This window comes from Microcella sp. (assembly GCF_046296455.1).
Lineage (GTDB): Bacteria > Actinomycetota > Actinomycetes > Actinomycetales > Microbacteriaceae > Microcella.
Genome location: NZ_JBKBLF010000001.1, coordinates 99156 through 114240 on the forward strand (window position 1 = coordinate 99156; position 15085 = coordinate 114240).

Below are 15085 nucleotides of genomic sequence, written 5' to 3' on the forward strand. Positions count from 1 at the left end.
GGCCATCGGGGGGTGCTGCCCCCTACGTGGGGCCAGCACCCACCGAGAAAAGTGAGGCGCGATCGACCGGCCGCAGGCTAGCCTGGCGCGTGTGAGCACGCTGCCCCCGCCTCCTGCCTTCACGCCCTTCGCCGAGCCGACGAGGCGGGTGAGCGCCCGCTGGATCGCGCTCTTCGCCACCGCGTGGCTCGGCATCTGGATGGCGCAGCTGACACCCGTGCAGCTGCTGCTGCCACAAGAGATCGACGCCCTCGCGAGCGGCGACGACTGGACGCAGAGCGTCGTGGCCTTCGGCATCATCTCGGCGACCGCCGGCGCCTGCGCGCTCATCGTGTTCCCCCTCACGGGCGCCCTGAGCGACCGCACGACCTCGCGCTTCGGCCGTCGCAAGCCTTGGATCGTCGCGGGCACCCTGCTCTTCGCCGCCTCGCTCATCGCGCTCGGGCTGCAGACCTCGCTCGTCGGCATCGGCGTGGCGTGGTCGCTCGCCATCAGCGGATTCTGCATGGCCTCGGCCGGCATCACGGCCACGATCGCCGATCAGGTGCCCGTTGAGCAGCGCGGCTTCGTGTCGGCCTGGGTCTCGGCCCCGCAGGCGATCGGCACCGTGCTCGGCATCGTGCTCGTGCTGATCCTGGGCCTGGGGCTCTTCGGGGGTTACGTGCTCGTCGCCGGGCTGCTCGTGGTGCTCGTGCTGCCGTTCGTGCTGGGGGTGCGCGATGAGGCGCTGCCGCGCATCCTGCGACCGAAATTCCGGCCCGGGATGCTCGTCACGGGTCTCTGGATCAGCCCGCGCCAGCACCCCGACTTCGCCTGGACGCTCGTCAGCCGCGTGCTCGTCAACATCGGCAACGCGCTCGGCACGACGCTGCTGCTGTACTTCATCCTGTACGGGCTCGGGCGCACCGAGACCGCCGAGGACGACCTGCTGCTGCTGACCGCCGTGTACCTCGTCTTCTTCACGGCGGCCGCGCTCGGGTTCGGCCGTCTGAGCGACCGCTTCGGGCAGCGCAAGCCCTTCGTCTACGTCGCCGCCTACCTGCAGGCGATCGCGGCCCTGCTGCTCGCGGTCGCGCCCGACTACACGATCGCGATGGTCGCCGCAGCGTTCCTCGGCATCGGCTACGGCAGCTTCATGGCGGTCGACCAGGCGCTCGCCACCCAGGTGCTGCCTGACCGCCACACGCGCGGCAAAGACCTCGGCATCATGAACGTCGCCCTCGCCGTGCCGCAGGCCGTCGCCCCGCTGCTCGGCGCCCTGCTCGTCGCGGCGGCGGGCGGGTTCACGGCGCTCTTCATCGCCTCGGCGGTGGCCGCGACGCTCGGCGGACTCGCGGTGCTGCCCGTGCGCTCGGTGCGCTGACCGCTACTTCAGGAACAGCGCGCGCAGCCGGTTAGTCGTGAAAACCACACCGATCGCGATCATGACGAGGTAGTAGCCGACGTGCACGAGCATCATGCTCGAGAGGGCGCCCGTCGTGAGCCCGCGCACGAGCTCGACGCCGTGCCACAGCGGCAGCGCCTGAATGACCCACTGAATGCCCTGCGGGTAGACCGTGATGGGGTAGAACGTCGCTGAGAAGAGGAACATCGGCAGCATGATGAACGTGACCCACTCGATCTGCTGGAAGGTCTTCATGTAGCTCGTGATCGCCATGCCGAGGCTTGCGAACCCGAAGGCGATCAGCAGCACGGCCGGCAGCGCCAGCAGCGCCGTCCACGCGAGGTTGAGGCCGAAGGCCTGCATGATCACCATGAAGCCGAGCGCGTACATCGCCCCGCGCAGCAGGGCCAAGAAGATCTCGCCCAGAGCCACGTCGAGCGGGCCGAGCGAGGTCGTGAGCATGCCCTGGTAGAGCTTCGAGTAGTTGAGCTTGAAGAAGACGTTCCAGGTCGAGTCGTACACCGCGCCGTTCATGGCCGAGACGGCGAGCAGTGCGGGGGCGATGAACGCCGCGTAGGGCACCTCTTGCCCCGTCGAGGTCTGCACGGTGCCGACGAGCGCGCCGAAGCCGATGCCGAGCGACAGCAGATAGAACACGGGCTCGAAGAAGCCGCTGAGCACGACGAGGTAGTTCGTGCTGCGGGTCGCCAGCAGGCCGCGATGGATGACCGCACCGGTGTTGCCCGCATACAGGGCACTGCGGCGCGGCAGAAGAGCGGGGGCTTCGGTCGTCGTCACTTGTTGAGCCTCCGCACGAAGTGCTTGCGCGTGGCCCACAGGCCCACGACGAGCAGCGTCGTCAGGTAGCCGACGTGCGTCACGGTGAGCCAAATCGGCTCGTCGGCGCCGTAAGTGAGCACGCGGCCGAGCTCGGTGCCGTGCCACAGCGGCGAGGCCCAGCCGATCGGCTGCAGCCACACCGGCAGCTGCTCGAGCGGGAAGAAGGTGCCCGAGAACAGGAACAGCGGCGTGATGCCGAAGCGCTGCAACATGGCCATCTGCCCGCGATCCTCTTCGATCGTCGAGGTGTAGGTCGAGAGCACGACGCCGATGGCCATGCCCGTGAGCGTGGCGACGACGATCGCGAGCCAACCGAACCCCGAGGGCACCGCGCCGAACAGCACGATGACGCCGAAGTAGATCGCCACCGTCACAAACGTTCGCAGGGCGATGTGGATCATCATGCCGTTGACGATCTGCCCGCCCGAGATGGGCGAGGCGTTCATGCCGAAGAAGATGGGGTTCCACTTGAAGCCCATCATGATCGGATAGCTCGTCTCGTTCGCCGCGACCGTCATGGCCGCGGTCGCCATGAGCGCAGGCGCCACGAACTGCAGGTAGCTGACCTCGCCGATGCCCTGCGGCACGAGGCTCGCGAGCCCCACACCGAGGGCGAAGAGATAGATGAGCGGGTTGCCGAAGCTCTGGAAGATCGCGTCGCCGGCGTAGCCCTTCATGGCGCGGATGCGGTGCTCGGCGATGTACCACGAGCCCCAGCGGCGCGGGGCGGCGCCGCCCGCGAGCGCGCGCTGGGCATCCTGCCGCTGCTCGAGAGCGGTCATTCGATGAGGCTCCGCCCGGTCAGGCGCAGGAACACGTCCTCCAGGCTCGAGCGTCGCACGAGCGAGGTGATGGGCGCGAGGCCCATGTGGGTGATGGCCTCGAGCGCGGCCTCGCCGTTCTCGCTGTAGACGAGGATGCGATCGGGCAGAACCTCGAGGCGCTCGCCGACCCCGGCCATGCGCTGCGCTGCCTCGGCGTTCTTATCGCTGCCGAAGCGCACCTCGAGCACCTCTTTGCTCGAGTACTCGCGGATGAGCGCGGCGGGCGAGCCCTCGGCCATGATGCGGCCCTTGTCGACGACGACGAGGCGGTCGCAGAGCTGCTCGGCCTCGTCCATGTAGTGCGTCGTGAGCACGAGCGTCGTGCCCTGCTCTTTGAGCCGGAAGAGGCGGTCCCACAGGATGTGCCGCGCTTGCGGGTCGAGGCCCGTCGTGGGCTCGTCGAGCAGCAGGATGCGCGGCTCGTTGATGAGCGCGCGCGCGATCGTGAGGCGGCGCTTCATGCCGCCCGAGAGGTCGTCGACCTTGGCCTTCTTACGGTCGGTCAGCTGGGCGAACTCGAGCAGGGCATCCGCCCGCTCGGCGACCAGGGCGCGCGGCAGGCCGAAGTAGCGCCCGTAGACGAGCAGGTTGTCGCGCACGCGCAGCTCTTGGTCGAGATTGTCTTGCTGCGGCACGACGCCCAGCTGCGAGCGGATGTCGGGGCCGTGATCGTTCGGGTCGAGGCCGAGGATGCTCAGGGCCCCGCTCGTGCGCGTCGACACCGCCCCGACCATGCGCATGGTCGTCGACTTGCCCGCACCGTTGGGGCCGAGCAGGCCGAAGCTCTCACCCGGAGCGACCTCGAAGTCGATGCCGTCGACGGCCGTGAAGTCGCCGTAGACCTTGGTGAGCTGCGATGCGGTGATGACGGGCTGGGGCACGAGAGAAGAGCCTAGCCCCGTCGCACGGTCGGCACCGAGGATGCGTCGGCCAGGATGGAGCCATGAGCAGCCCCACCCCGCGCCCCGCCCGCCGCTTCGGCCGCCCCGTCGACGACGGGCCGCGTGCGACCTTCGGGCAGCTGCTGCCCTACCTGCTCGAGCATCGCGTGGTGCTCGGCTGGGTCATCGTCATCAGCGTGCTGGGCGCCGCCGCCTCGCTCGCGCAGCCGCTGCTCGTGAGCCAGGTCATCACCGTCGTCGAAGACGACGGCGACCTCGGCCCGCTCGTGGCCCTGCTCGTCGCGCTGGTCGTCGTCGGCGCCCTGCTGAGCGGATTCGGGCACTACCTGCTGCAGCGCACGGGTGAGGGAGTCGTGCTCTCGAGCCGCCGCGCGCTCGTGCGCCGCATGCTGCACCTGCCGATCAGCGAGTTCGACCAGCGGCGCACGGGCGACCTCGTCAGCCGGGTCGGCAGCGACACGACGCTGCTGCGCGCCGTGCTCACGCAGGGCCTCGTCGAAGCCATCGGCGGCAGCCTCACGTTCGTCGGCGCGCTCATCGCGATGATCATCATCGACCCGGTGCTGCTCGGCCTCACGGTGCTCGTCATCGCGGTGTCGGTCGTCACGGTCGTGCTGCTCTCGCAGCGCATCCGCATCGCAAGCCGCAGGGCGCAAGAGAAGGTCGGTGACCTCGCTGCGGCCGTCGAGCGGTCGATCTCGTCGGTGCGCACCGTGCGGGCCGCCAACGCGACCGAGCGCGAGATCGCCGTCGTCGAGCAGAACGCGGTCGGCGCGTGGCAGCAGGGCATCAAGGTCGCCAAGATCTCGGCGCTCGTCGTGCCCATCTCATCGATCGCGCTGCAGGTCTCGTTCCTCGTCGTGCTCGGGGTCGGCGGATTCCGCGTGGCCTCGGGCGTCATCGGGGTCGCCGACCTCGTCGCGTTCATCCTCTTCCTGTTCCTGCTCATCGGCCCGCTCGGGCAGGCCTTCGGCGCCATCACGAGCGTCAACGCGGCGCTCGGGGCGCTCGGCCGCATTCAAGAGATCATCGGCCTGGCGAGCGAGAGCGAGGGCGATGCGCAGGTCGCGCCCGCCGCGTCCACCGACTCGGTCGCGGCGGTCGAGTTCGACGCGGTGCACTTTCGGTACCCGGAGGCGGCGCACCGCACCGAGGAGGAGAAGGCCATCGCGGAGGTCGTGGGCGAGCATCCCCGCGACAAGACAGTGCTCGATGGCGTGACGTTCAGCGTTCCCGTCGGCTCGCGCACCGCCCTCGTCGGCCCGAGCGGCGCCGGCAAGAGCACGGTGCTCTCGCTCATCGAGCGGTTCTACGACCCGACCGCGGGCGTGATCCGCATGGGCGGCGACGACATCCGCGGCCTCGACCGCACCGAGCTGCGCGGCCGCATCGGCTACGTCGAGCAAGACGCCCCCGTGCTCGCCGGCACGCTGCGCGACAACCTGCTGCTGGGCACGCCCGGCGCCACCGACGAGCAGTGCATCGCCGTGCTGCGCTCGGTCAACCTCGACGAGGTGCTCGATCGCGACGAGCGGGGGCTGGATGCGCAGGTCGGAGAAGACGGCGTGATGCTCTCGGGCGGCGAGCGCCAGCGACTCGCGATTGCCCGCGCGCTGCTCGCGGCCCCGCCGATCCTGTTGCTCGACGAGTCGACCTCATCGCTCGACGGCGTCAACGAGCAGCGCATGCGCGAGGCCATCGACGCCGTCGCCGAAGACCGCACGCTCATCGTCATCGCGCACCGGCTCTCGACCGTCGTCGACAGCGATCAGATCGTCGTGCTCGACCACGGTCGCGTGGTCGGTATCGGCACCCACAGCGAGCTCGTCGTCTCGACGCCGCTCTACCGCGACCTCGCGAAGCACCAGCTGCTGGTCTAGCGCCCGTTCTCAGACGGCTCGACCGTCACCCCGGCGGCGTCGAGCTCGGTGAGCGCAGCCGCGCTCGTCGCGGGAGCGACGCCCGCGACGAGGTCGGTGAGCACCCGCACACGGCGGCCGGCGGCGAGCGCATCGAGCGCCGAGGCGCGCACGCAGTAGTCGGTCGCGATGCCGACGACGTCGACGTCGGTCACGCCGAGCTCGTCGAGCGCGGTCACGAGTCGCCTGCCATCGTCGGTCGTGCCCTCGAAGATCGAGTACGCGGGCACGCCCTGGCCCTTGCGCACGTGGATATCGATGAGCCCGGTGTCGATCGAGGGGTGGTACTCGGCGCCCTCGGTGCCCGCCATGCAGTGCTTCGGCCACGTGGCGACGAAGTCGGGCTCGCCCTCGAGCGCGAAGTGGCCGCCGTTGTCGTTGTCGGCATCGTGCCAGTCGCGCGAGGCGATCACGACGTCGTAGGTCTCAGGATGCGCGCGCACGTGCTCGGTGATCGCAGCCGCGACGGCCGCTCCCCCCTGCACGCCCAGCGCTCCGCCCTCGGTGAAGTCGTTCTGCACATCGATGATCACGAGCGCGCGGGACATATCGCCTCCGAGGCGGGTCAGTTGTTCGAGAGGTTGTTGCCGCAGCGGAAGGCGCCCGCCGTCAGCGCGTCGAGCGCGGGCCGGGCTCCGTCGGTGATGCCGTCGCGGATCGCGTAGAAGGCGAAGGTCAGCACCGTGCCGTCGGCGGCCCGGATGATGCCCGAGAGCGTGTGGGCCGATCGCAAGAAGCCGGTCTTCGCCGTCACCTGCCCGCGCGCGACCGCGCTCGACCCGGTGAACCGCCCCGCGAGCGTGCCGCTCTCGCCTGCGACCGGCAGGGCCTCGGTGATGATCGAGAGATTCTGCTCGCCGGTCTGGATGACCGCGAACAGTTGGGCCATGAACCGGGTCGGCACGCCGTTGTCGGTCGCGAGGCCCGACCCGTCTTTGATGACGAGGCCCGCGGTGTCGAGGCCGTAGGTGTTGAGCGCTCCCGTGATCGCCTGGGTGAGCGATGCCGTCGACCCGTCGAGCCCGAGCGACTTCGACGTGATGCGCGCGAGCATCTCGCCGAGCATGTTGTCGCTGTTGGGCAGCATCTGCGCGATCAGGCGGCTGACGGGCTGCGACTGCACCTGGCCCAGCACGGCGCCGCCGACGGCCGAGCCGCGGCTCACCGAGGGCACCCCCGCCGGGTTGCCGGCCGCGGCGATGGCCTGCGCGAAGGCGGTGCCCGCCCGAGCGATCGGGTCGTCCGAGCGGGGGCTCGTCTGGGCGCGGGGGTCGGCGCGATCGCCGTCGACCATGAGCGCCGTCGCGGGCGCTTGGAAGCCCGCGGGGATGCGGTCGCGGTTCCACGTGGGGTGCCAGGCGTCGGCCGGGTTCCAGTAGGTCGCGTCGAGCACGAGCTGGGTGATGCCCGGCGATTCGGGATTCGCCGCGGCGTGCGCCGCGACCACCTGGGCAGCGAGGTCCGAGAGCTTGGGCGCGCCGCGGTAGATGCTCTCCTGGCCCGCGGGCAGGCGGCTGAGGGTGGCATCGCCCGCGCCGACGAGCACGACGGTGCCGGGCGTCGAGCCGGCGACGACCTTCGTCGTGATGCGGAAGTCGGGTCCGAGCGCCGAGAGCGCGGCGGCGGCCGTGGCGACCTTGAGCACGCTCGCGGTGCGCACGGCGGCGTCGCCGCGGCGATCGAAGAGCACCTCTCCCGAAGCGGCGTTGATGACCGTGCCGTGGATGGTCGCCAGTTCGGGGCTGCGGGCGAAGGAGAGGATGCTGCAGGTGCGCACGGGGCTCGGCGCCGCGATCGTCGCGGGCAGGGTGCGCGGATCGGGCTCGGCGGTCGGGGTCGCTGAGGCCGTGGGAGCAGGAGCCGCGTCGGCAGAGCCGACGGCGATGCCAGCGAGCAGCGAACCGCTCGCGAGCAGCACGAACGCGACCGAGAGCGACGTGGTCAGAACCGCACGGGGGTGGCGGCGCACGAACCCGGCGATGCCACGGGGCTCGGTCGTCGTTCCCTCGGACGGCGCGGCGCCCGGTTCAGCACCCGCTGCCGGCTCGACGCCCCGACGCCCGCGCGAGGTCGTCGACGCGCGCGCGGCGCGGCGGCTGGGGGGCTGCTGCGAGTCGCTCACGCGCCCATGATACCGAGCAGACCCGAGGCGTCCTCGCCCGGGTATGCGAGCCCGATGATCGCGCGCACCTCGTCGAGCACCCCCATGATGGCCACCGACTCGTCGAGCGGCAGCGAGGCGGGCTCATGCCCGGCGACCCGCCGCTCGAGCTCGAGCGCCTGAAAGTGCATGCCTCGGGTCGCGACCGGCTGCTCGAAGCGCTCGACGACCTGCCAGTCGCGGTCGTAGCGCGTGAGCACCGTGGGGGTGTACCAGACGCGGTCGAGCTCGATCGCCCCCGTCGTTCCGAGCACGACGGCACGATTGGATCCCGCCGTGTCGAGCGCGCACTGCAGCACGGCCTGGCGCCCGTCGTCGTAGCCGAAGATCATCGCGGTCTGCCGGTCGACACCCGTCGGGGTCATGGCGGCGTGCGCGCTGATGCTCGTCGGCAGGCCCAGCACGTCGACGGCGAACGACACCGGGTAGATGCCCAGGTCGAGCAGCGCCCCGCCGCCGAGTTCAGGGTTCTGCAGGCGATGACCGGGGTCGGTGGGCAGCGACTGCGTGTGGTCGGCGATGACCGTGCGCACCTCGCCGATGGCCCCTGCCGCCAGCAGCTGCCGCAGGTGCACCATGTGCGGTAAGAACCGGGTCCACATCGCCTCCATGGCGACGACGCCGCGCTCGGCGGCACGATCGGCAATGCGCTGCGCATCCGCCCGATTGAGGGTGAGGGGCTTCTCGATCAGTACGTGCTTGCCGGCATCGATCGCGAGCAGCGCATTGTCGACATGGTGCGGATGCGGGGTCGCGATGTACACGACGTCGATCTCGGGGTCGGCGACGAGCGCCTCGTACGATCCGTGCGCGCGCGGGATGCCGAACTCGGTCGCGAACGCCTGGGCCGCGCCGGTCGCGCGCGAGCCGACCGCACCGATCGTGAGTCCGGCGTCGATCAGGTCGCGCGTGAAGGTTCGGGCGATGTGCCCCGTGGCCAGGATTCCCCAGCGCAGTGCAGTGCTCACGGTCGGCTCCTCTTGTGCGCCGCTGTGGCGCCCGGTGGTGCGAGCCTAATCGAGCCGCGCGATGCGAGCAGCGGTCAGCAGCTGGTCCATCGCGCGGCCGCGCGGGTGAACGAATAGGGCTCATTCGGCACGCCGCCGTGCGTCATGGCGAACAGGATGCAGACGTTGGTCGTGCTGCCCGTATAGGTCGGCTTGTAGAGCGAGCTGCGGTGGCCGCTCGAATCCCACCACTTCTGCGCGACCGTTGTGCCGGTGTTGTCGGTGCCGCCGGCGAGGTTGCCGTCGCATCCGACGCTCGGCACCCCGTCGCTGCGCTGCGAGCCGATGTGGCCCCACGCGCTCATCGGGTCGGTGCTCGGGTCCTCCGCCATCCAGAACAGGCGGTCTTCCATGCAGCTGTCGTACCGGATGTTCGAGAAGGGCACGGGAGGCAGGCAGTTCGCGACGCGGATGGCGTTGTACTTCTCGGCGAAGAGCTGCAGATCGCTCGAGGTGGTGCCAGCGACGCCGAGCGGAGAGGTGCGGCTCGGGGCGCCGGGGGTGGTGCCCGAGATCGCCGCCGGGCACGAGCCCGCGGTGGGCGCCGGCGACTCCTCGGCGATCGGCAGGTAGATGGGCACGGGCGAGGCGGTGACGGTCGAGGTGCCCGTCGAGGTCGACGAGCCCGAACCGGTCGAGCCGGTCGCGGTGGGCCGGGGCGACGACGAGGTGGCGGTGGGCGACGGCGCGGCCGAAGCGGCGACGAAGTCTCCTTGGTCGGCGACCGGGGTCGGCGTGACGGCCAGATCGGGCGCGGCCGTGTCGGTGCTCGCGACGGTGACCGACCCTGCCGGAGGGGCCGCGGTGGTCGAGGCCGCGCCGGCACCGCTCACGACGGGCACAGCGAGCCCCACGACGACCGTGAGCGCCATGACCGCGGTGATCGAGCGGTAGTCGAACGATGCGCGCATGATGATCAGCCCCGCTCTCAGCAACTCGTCCAGCGCGCGGCCGCGCGGGTGAAGCTCGTGGGCTCGTTCGGCACACCGCCGTGCGTCATCGCGAAGAGGATGCAGACGCCGCCGGTGCCGCCCGTGTAGGTCGGCTTGTAGAGCGAGGCGCGGTGACCGCTCGAATCCCACCACTTCTGCGCGACCGTCGCCCCGGTGTTGCCCGAGCCGCCGGCGAGGTTGCCGTCGCAACCGACGCTCGGCACGCCGTCGCTGCGCTGCGAGCCGATGTGGCCCCACGCGCTCATCGGGTCGGTGCTCGGGTCCTCCGCCATCCAGAACAGCCGCTGCTCCATGCAGCTGTCGTACCGGATGTTCGAGAAGGGCACGGGAGGCAGGCAGTTCGCGACACGAATCGCGTTGAACTTCTCGGCGAACGACTGCAGGTCGCTCGAGGTCGTGCCGCCGACGCCGCCCGCCGAGGTCTTGCCCGGAGCGCCCGGGGTCGAGCCGCCGATCGCGCCGGGGCACGTCGGGGCCTCCGGTTGCGGTGCGGGTGCCGGTGCGCTCGGCGCGGGAGCAGACGACCCTCCCGAGGAGCCGCCCGACGACCCGCTCGATGAGCCGGAGGAAGACCCGGAGGATGATCCCGCGCTCGATCCGCTCGATCCGCTCGACGCCGCGCTGGCCTCCGCGCTCGCAGACGGCGCGGGCGCTTGCGCGCTGTGCTCGGTGTCGCGGTCGTCGGCCGGGCCTGCGGAGTCGCTCTCAGCCGTTCGGCGCTCGACGTACTCGAGGATCGCGACGGTGGAGTCGTCGTCGACCGACCGTGCGTCGGCGGCCGTGATGACCGGTGCGCTGCTGCTCGGGCTCGCCGCGAAGAGACCGGCGAGGTCGGTGTTCGCGCCGCCCAGAATGGGCATGGTCACGAGCATGACCGCGGTCAACGCGGACCCAGCAAACACGGAACGCAGCACGAGCCCATCCCCCCGAACAGTTAGCTCGACAGCCCCCCCGGCTGTCGTGATTCACGGTATGCCCGCATAGCCGAACGGCAAAGTGGGCATAGTCGAAAAACGAACGATTGCCCCGCGAACTGGGGGGCGTGTCGTGCCCTTTTCGCCCCCGGTCGGGGGTATTGACGATTCGGTCCGCTCGCGCAGGGGGATTGCCCGCCGAGTCTGTGAGTTCGCCGAACACGCACCGCATAGCAGTACTGAGAGAGCCGACTGCGGGCGTGGCGCATCGCGCCACGCTGGGCGCGGCTCTCGACACATCGCCTACTGAGGGGTAGGCGAGTCTGTGGGGTTCTGAGAGAGCCGACTGCGGGACTTGAACCCCGCGACGCATCGCGTCGCGACAGAGAGCCGACTAGGGGACTCGAACCCCTAACCGCCCGATTACAAGTCGGGTGCGCTACCAATTGCGCCAAGTCGGCGTTGGCCGATTCCGGCCGGGGCCGGAGCCCGGCCCCCAGACTACCGCCGCTACGGCGTCGGGGTCGGGGTCGGCGTCGGGGTGGGGTTGGTCGAGAACTCGTCGCCGGCCGCCTGCAGCACGAACTGCGCGAACTCCCCCTGGTCGAACGGGTAGCGGTACTCGAAGAGCTGGCCGTTGACGAAGATCGACGGCGTGCCCTCGATGCCCTCGACCTCGACCCCGCGGATCGCGAGAGGCCCGGTGCGCGCGCGCTCGGTGGCCGCCTTGACCCACGACTCGAATCCGCGTTCGGCGATGCACGGCTCGACCAGGCTCATGGTCGCCCCGGCCTCGTCAGCGAGCTCGACGAGTCGCGCGTCGTCGAGTCCGGGCGTGCCCTCCTCGGGCTGCTCGGCGAAGAGCGCCGCGTTGAAGGCGAAGAACGAGTCGGGCGAGGAGTTGGCTACGCACGCGGCGGCATTGGCCGCCCGCAATGAGTACTCGGTGCCGGCGGAACGACTGGTGAGAATGGCGATGGGCCGGTACTCGACCGTTGCGGCCCCCGACTCGATGAGGGTCGCGATGAACTCGCCGTTGGTCTCTTCGAACTCGCCGCAGATGGGGCAGAGGTAGTCGAGCACGATCTGGATGTCGACGACACCGTCGGCGTTCGGGGCCGAGGCCACGGGCCGATCGCCCGCGGGCAGGGCAGCCGTCGGCACGGCGACGAAGCCCTCGGCGATGCGGATGCCGTCGCTGGCCATATTGCGCGGGCCCGGTCCGGCGGGCCGCACCGAGTTGACGAGCACGAGGGCGATGATCGCGACGATCGCGACGGCCGCGAGGGCCACGCCGCCCTGCAGCAGCAGGCGCGAGCGCTTCTCCTTCTTCAGGTGCTCTTGGCGCAGCTGGCGGGCCTTCTCCCGCGCCTCGGCACGACGCTCGTTCTTCGACGGTCGCGCGCTCGCGGATCGCTGGTCGCTCATGGAACCTCATTCGACGGGAGGACGGGACTCCCCCGGGACACGGTGAAGGGCGCACTCGGCGCCCTCGGTGCAGTCTACGTCGCGCCGCTATGAGGGTGCCAGGCAGGGCGCCGGAATGGGCGTAGCGCTCGTCAGGTGGCATACTGGCCCCGGTGGTCGATGACGCCCACCGCGCCTCTTGGCACATCCATTCACTACGGATCGTCCGGCACGTACCTGCCGGTGAAGGAGAAGATCAGCATGGCTACTGTGACCTTTGACAAGGCCACCCGCCTCTACCCGGGTTCCACGGTTCCCGCGGTCGACGCGCTCGACCTGCACATCGCAGACGGCGAGTTCCTCGTGCTCGTTGGCCCCTCGGGCTGCGGCAAGTCCACCTCGCTGCGCATGCTCGCCGGCCTCGAAGAGGTGAACGACGGCAACATCCTCATCGGTGAGCGCAACGTCACCGATGTGCCGCCGAAAGACCGCGACATCGCGATGGTGTTCCAGAACTACGCGCTCTACCCGCACATGACGGTCGCCGAGAACATGGGCTTCGCGCTCAAGATCGCCGGCATCAACAAAGACGAGCGCGCCACCCGCGTGCTCGAGGCCGCCAAGCTGCTCGACCTCGAGCCCTACCTCGACCGCAAGCCGAAGGCGCTCTCGGGCGGCCAGCGCCAGCGCGTCGCCATGGGCCGTGCGATCGTGCGTCAGCCCCAGGTGTTCCTCATGGACGAGCCGCTGTCGAACCTCGACGCCAAGCTGCGCGTGCAGACGCGCACCCAGATCGCCTCGCTGCAGCGCCGTCTGGGCGTCACCACGGTCTACGTCACGCACGACCAGACCGAGGCCCTCACGATGGGCGACCGCATCGCGGTGCTGAAAGACGGCATCCTGCAGCAGGTCGGCACGCCCCGCGACCTCTACGAGACCCCGAACAACGTCTTCGTGGCCGGCTTCATCGGCTCGCCCGCGATGAACCTGTTCCCGGCCGAGGTCGCCGACGGCGGCGTCAAGTTCGGCACCGCGATCGCGCCGGTCGCGCGCGACGTGCTCTCGTCGACGAGCGAGAAGATCGTGACCGTCGGCGTTCGCCCGGAGGACATGATCGTCAAGACGAGCGGCGAGGGCCTGCCGGTCGAGGTCGAGATCGTCGAAGAGCTCGGTGCCGACGGCTACCTCTACGGCAAGACCGAGGTGCAGGGTCAGCGCGTCGACATCGTCGCGCGCGTCGACGGCCGCGTGCACCCGCACAGCGGCGACACGGTCTACATCACGCCCGAGCCGAAGCACGTGCACGTCTTCGACACCGCGTCGGGCCTGCGCCTGAACAAGGAGCCCGTCTCGAGCTGAGACGCTCTCTGATCCACCGGCGAGGGCGGGCGTGCTGACTCCAGCACCCCGCCCTCGTCGCTTTCCCCCGGTCCCCCACCCCCGACAGGAGCGCGCATGAGCGCATCGCTCTCGATCACCTCGGCCGTCACCGACCCGGCCCTGCTCGATCTGCCGTGGCAGCTGCCCCTCGAGCTGTGGCCCGACGACGCGATCGCCTCGCTGCCCAAGGGCATCTCGCGCCACCTCGTGCGGTTCGTGCACATGAGCGACTTCGTGGTGGCGGTCAAAGAGACGACAGAGGAGATGGCGCGGCGCGAGTACGACATGCTGCGCACCCTGCAGCGCCTCGACATCCCCTGCGTCGAGCCCGTCGCCGTGATCACGGGACGGGTCAGCGCCGAGGGCGAGCAGCTCATGCCCGTGCTCGTGACGCGGCACCTGCGGTTCTCGCTGCCGTACCGCGCCCTCTACTCGCAGACGCTGCGGCCCGACACGGCGACACGATTGGTCGACGCCCTCGCGCTGCTGCTCGTGCGTCTGCACATCATCGGATTCTTCTGGGGCGATGTCTCGCTCTCGAACACGCTCTTCCGGCGCGATGCCGGAGCCTTCGCGGCCTACCTCGTCGACGCCGAGACCGGGCAGCTCTACGAGGGCGGGCTCTCGAACGGGCAGCGCGAGAACGACCTCGAGATCGCCCGCGTCAACATCGCGGGCGAGCTGCTCGACCTCGAGGCGGGCGGACGCCTCGACGAGAGCATCGACGCCATCGAGACGAGCAACGGCATCATCGAGTCGTACCGCTCGCTGTGGAAGGAACTCACGGGCTGGGAATCGTTCGACCGGTCAGAGCGCTGGCGCATCAACCAGCGCGTCGAGCGCCTCAACGACCTCGGCTTCGATATCGAAGAGCTCGCGATCACGACCGATGGCGAGAGCACCGAGGTACGCATCCGCCCCAAGGTCGTGGATGCGGGCCACCACACGCGCCGCCTGCTGCGGCTGACCGGCATCGATGCGGAGGAGAACCAGGCGCGGCGACTGCTCAACGACCTCGACTCGTACGCGGCATCCAACTACCCCGATCGCGAGGCCGATGAGGAGGTCGTCGCCCACGAGTGGCTGGCGCGTGTGTTCGAGCCCGTCGTGCGCGCGGTGCCGAAAGATCTGCGCGGCAAGCTCGAGACCCCCGAGCTGTTCCACCAGTTGCTCGAGCACCGCTGGTACCGCTCGCAAGACGAGGGTCGTGCCATCCCGCTCGCCGAGGCGCTCAGCTCGTACATCGACACCGTGCTGCGGCACCGCCGCGACGAAGCGACGATGATCGCCCCGCCGACCGAGACGATCTCGCTGCCCGCACTCGACACGAGCGAGATCGAGATCGTCGAGGGCGACGACGCGCCGACGGGCAGCTGGCGCGACAAGGTGTAGTC

General features: G+C 70.1%; 13 protein-coding genes and 1 tRNA gene. 4 read left to right on the top strand and 10 right to left on the bottom strand.

The window, feature by feature from the left end:
- The first annotated feature begins 91 nt into the window (after nt 1–91).
- Nucleotides 92–1363 carry an MFS transporter gene (locus ACK4HH_RS00450; protein ID WP_409647138.1) on the top strand — a complete coding sequence of 424 codons (1272 nt, stop codon included), beginning with the start codon at nt 92–94 and terminating at the stop codon, nt 1361–1363.
- Nucleotides 1364–1366: 3 nt separating this feature from the next.
- On the opposite strand, the gene ACK4HH_RS00455 is transcribed toward ACK4HH_RS00450, so the two are convergent.
- From ACK4HH_RS00455 to ACK4HH_RS00465, 3 genes are read right to left on the bottom strand one after another with little or no spacing between them, the layout of a single operon-like run.
- Complete coding sequence (locus tag ACK4HH_RS00455; protein ID WP_409647141.1) at nt 1367–2182, bottom strand: ABC transporter permease; 816 nt, start codon at nt 2180–2182, stop codon at nt 1367–1369.
- Nucleotides 2179–3006 (bottom strand): ABC transporter permease, encoded by an 828-nt coding sequence (locus tag ACK4HH_RS00460; RefSeq protein ID WP_409647144.1) that lies wholly within the window; start codon nt 3004–3006, stop codon nt 2179–2181. The genes ACK4HH_RS00455 and ACK4HH_RS00460 overlap by 4 nt, the downstream gene beginning before the upstream one ends.
- Nucleotides 3003–3929 (bottom strand): ABC transporter ATP-binding protein, encoded by a 927-nt coding sequence (locus tag ACK4HH_RS00465; RefSeq protein ID WP_409647147.1) that lies wholly within the window; start codon nt 3927–3929, stop codon nt 3003–3005. Before ACK4HH_RS00465 ends, ACK4HH_RS00460 begins: the two co-directional genes overlap by 4 nt.
- A gap of 62 nt (nt 3930–3991) precedes the next feature.
- Here ACK4HH_RS00465 and ACK4HH_RS00470 point away from each other — a divergent pair, with 62 nt between their 5' ends.
- Nucleotides 3992–5830 carry an ABC transporter ATP-binding protein gene (locus tag ACK4HH_RS00470; protein ID WP_409647150.1) on the top strand — a complete coding sequence of 613 codons (1839 nt, stop codon included), beginning with the start codon at nt 3992–3994 and terminating at the stop codon, nt 5828–5830.
- Here ACK4HH_RS00470 and ACK4HH_RS00475 read toward each other — a convergent pair.
- The 7 genes from ACK4HH_RS00475 to ACK4HH_RS00505 all read right to left on the bottom strand — a co-directional run bounded on the left by ACK4HH_RS00475 (nt 5827) and on the right by ACK4HH_RS00505 (nt 12332).
- Nucleotides 5827–6417: an isochorismatase family protein gene (locus ACK4HH_RS00475; RefSeq protein ID WP_409647153.1), complete on the bottom strand. Its 591-nt coding sequence runs from the start codon at nt 6415–6417 to the stop codon at nt 5827–5829. The two genes, ACK4HH_RS00470 and ACK4HH_RS00475, sit on opposite strands and share 4 nt — an antisense overlap.
- Before the next feature lie 17 nt (nt 6418–6434).
- Nucleotides 6435–7991, bottom strand: coding sequence for a D-alanyl-D-alanine carboxypeptidase/D-alanyl-D-alanine-endopeptidase (dacB, locus tag ACK4HH_RS00480; RefSeq protein ID WP_409647156.1), 1557 nt, complete (start codon nt 7989–7991; stop codon nt 6435–6437).
- Complete coding sequence (locus ACK4HH_RS00485; RefSeq protein WP_409647158.1) at nt 7988–8998, bottom strand: Gfo/Idh/MocA family protein; 1011 nt, start codon at nt 8996–8998, stop codon at nt 7988–7990. Before ACK4HH_RS00485 ends, dacB begins: the two co-directional genes overlap by 4 nt.
- Before the next feature lie 74 nt (nt 8999–9072).
- On the bottom strand, nt 9073–9948 hold the full coding sequence (locus ACK4HH_RS00490) for a hypothetical protein (protein ID WP_409647161.1): 876 nt from the start codon (nt 9946–9948) through the stop codon (nt 9073–9075).
- A gap of 17 nt (nt 9949–9965) precedes the next feature.
- Complete coding sequence (locus ACK4HH_RS00495) at nt 9966–10850, bottom strand: hypothetical protein (protein WP_409647163.1); 885 nt, start codon at nt 10848–10850, stop codon at nt 9966–9968.
- A 442-nt stretch (nt 10851–11292) separates the two neighbouring features.
- Nucleotides 11293–11365: transfer RNA gene (locus ACK4HH_RS00500), tRNA-Thr, on the bottom strand.
- A 49-nt stretch (nt 11366–11414) separates the two neighbouring features.
- Nucleotides 11415–12332, bottom strand: coding sequence for a DsbA family protein (locus ACK4HH_RS00505; RefSeq protein ID WP_409647166.1), 918 nt, complete (start codon nt 12330–12332; stop codon nt 11415–11417).
- A 240-nt stretch (nt 12333–12572) separates the two neighbouring features.
- Between ACK4HH_RS00505 and ACK4HH_RS00510 the strand changes: the two genes are divergently transcribed.
- Nucleotides 12573–13670: an ABC transporter ATP-binding protein gene (locus ACK4HH_RS00510; protein WP_409647169.1), complete on the top strand. Its 1098-nt coding sequence runs from the start codon at nt 12573–12575 to the stop codon at nt 13668–13670.
- Nucleotides 13671–13766: 96 nt separating this feature from the next.
- On the top strand, nt 13767–15083 hold the full coding sequence (locus ACK4HH_RS00515) for a DUF4032 domain-containing protein (protein ID WP_409647172.1): 1317 nt from the start codon (nt 13767–13769) through the stop codon (nt 15081–15083).
- Nucleotides 15084–15085 lie beyond the last annotated feature (2 nt).

Excerpts from the sequence above, each read along its gene's own strand:
- ACK4HH_RS00460 (WP_409647144.1), bottom strand. The coding sequence starts at position 3,006 with ATGACCGCTCTCGAGCAGCGGCAGGATGCCCAGCGCGCGCTCGCGGGC.
- ACK4HH_RS00470 (WP_409647150.1), top strand. The coding sequence starts at position 3,992 with ATGAGCAGCCCCACCCCGCGCCCCGCCCGCCGCTTCGGCCGCCCCGTC.
- ACK4HH_RS00475 (WP_409647153.1), bottom strand. The coding sequence starts at position 6,417 with ATGTCCCGCGCGCTCGTGATCATCGATGTGCAGAACGACTTCACCGAG.
- ACK4HH_RS00490 (WP_409647161.1), bottom strand. The coding sequence starts at position 9,948 with ATGCGCGCATCGTTCGACTACCGCTCGATCACCGCGGTCATGGCGCTC.
- ACK4HH_RS00495 (WP_409647163.1), bottom strand. The coding sequence starts at position 10,850 with ATGCCCATTCTGGGCGGCGCGAACACCGACCTCGCCGGTCTCTTCGCG.
- ACK4HH_RS00505 (WP_409647166.1), bottom strand. The coding sequence starts at position 12,332 with ATGAGCGACCAGCGATCCGCGAGCGCGCGACCGTCGAAGAACGAGCGT.
- ACK4HH_RS00510 (WP_409647169.1), top strand. The coding sequence starts at position 12,573 with ATGGCTACTGTGACCTTTGACAAGGCCACCCGCCTCTACCCGGGTTCC.
- ACK4HH_RS00515 (WP_409647172.1), top strand. The coding sequence starts at position 13,767 with ATGAGCGCATCGCTCTCGATCACCTCGGCCGTCACCGACCCGGCCCTG.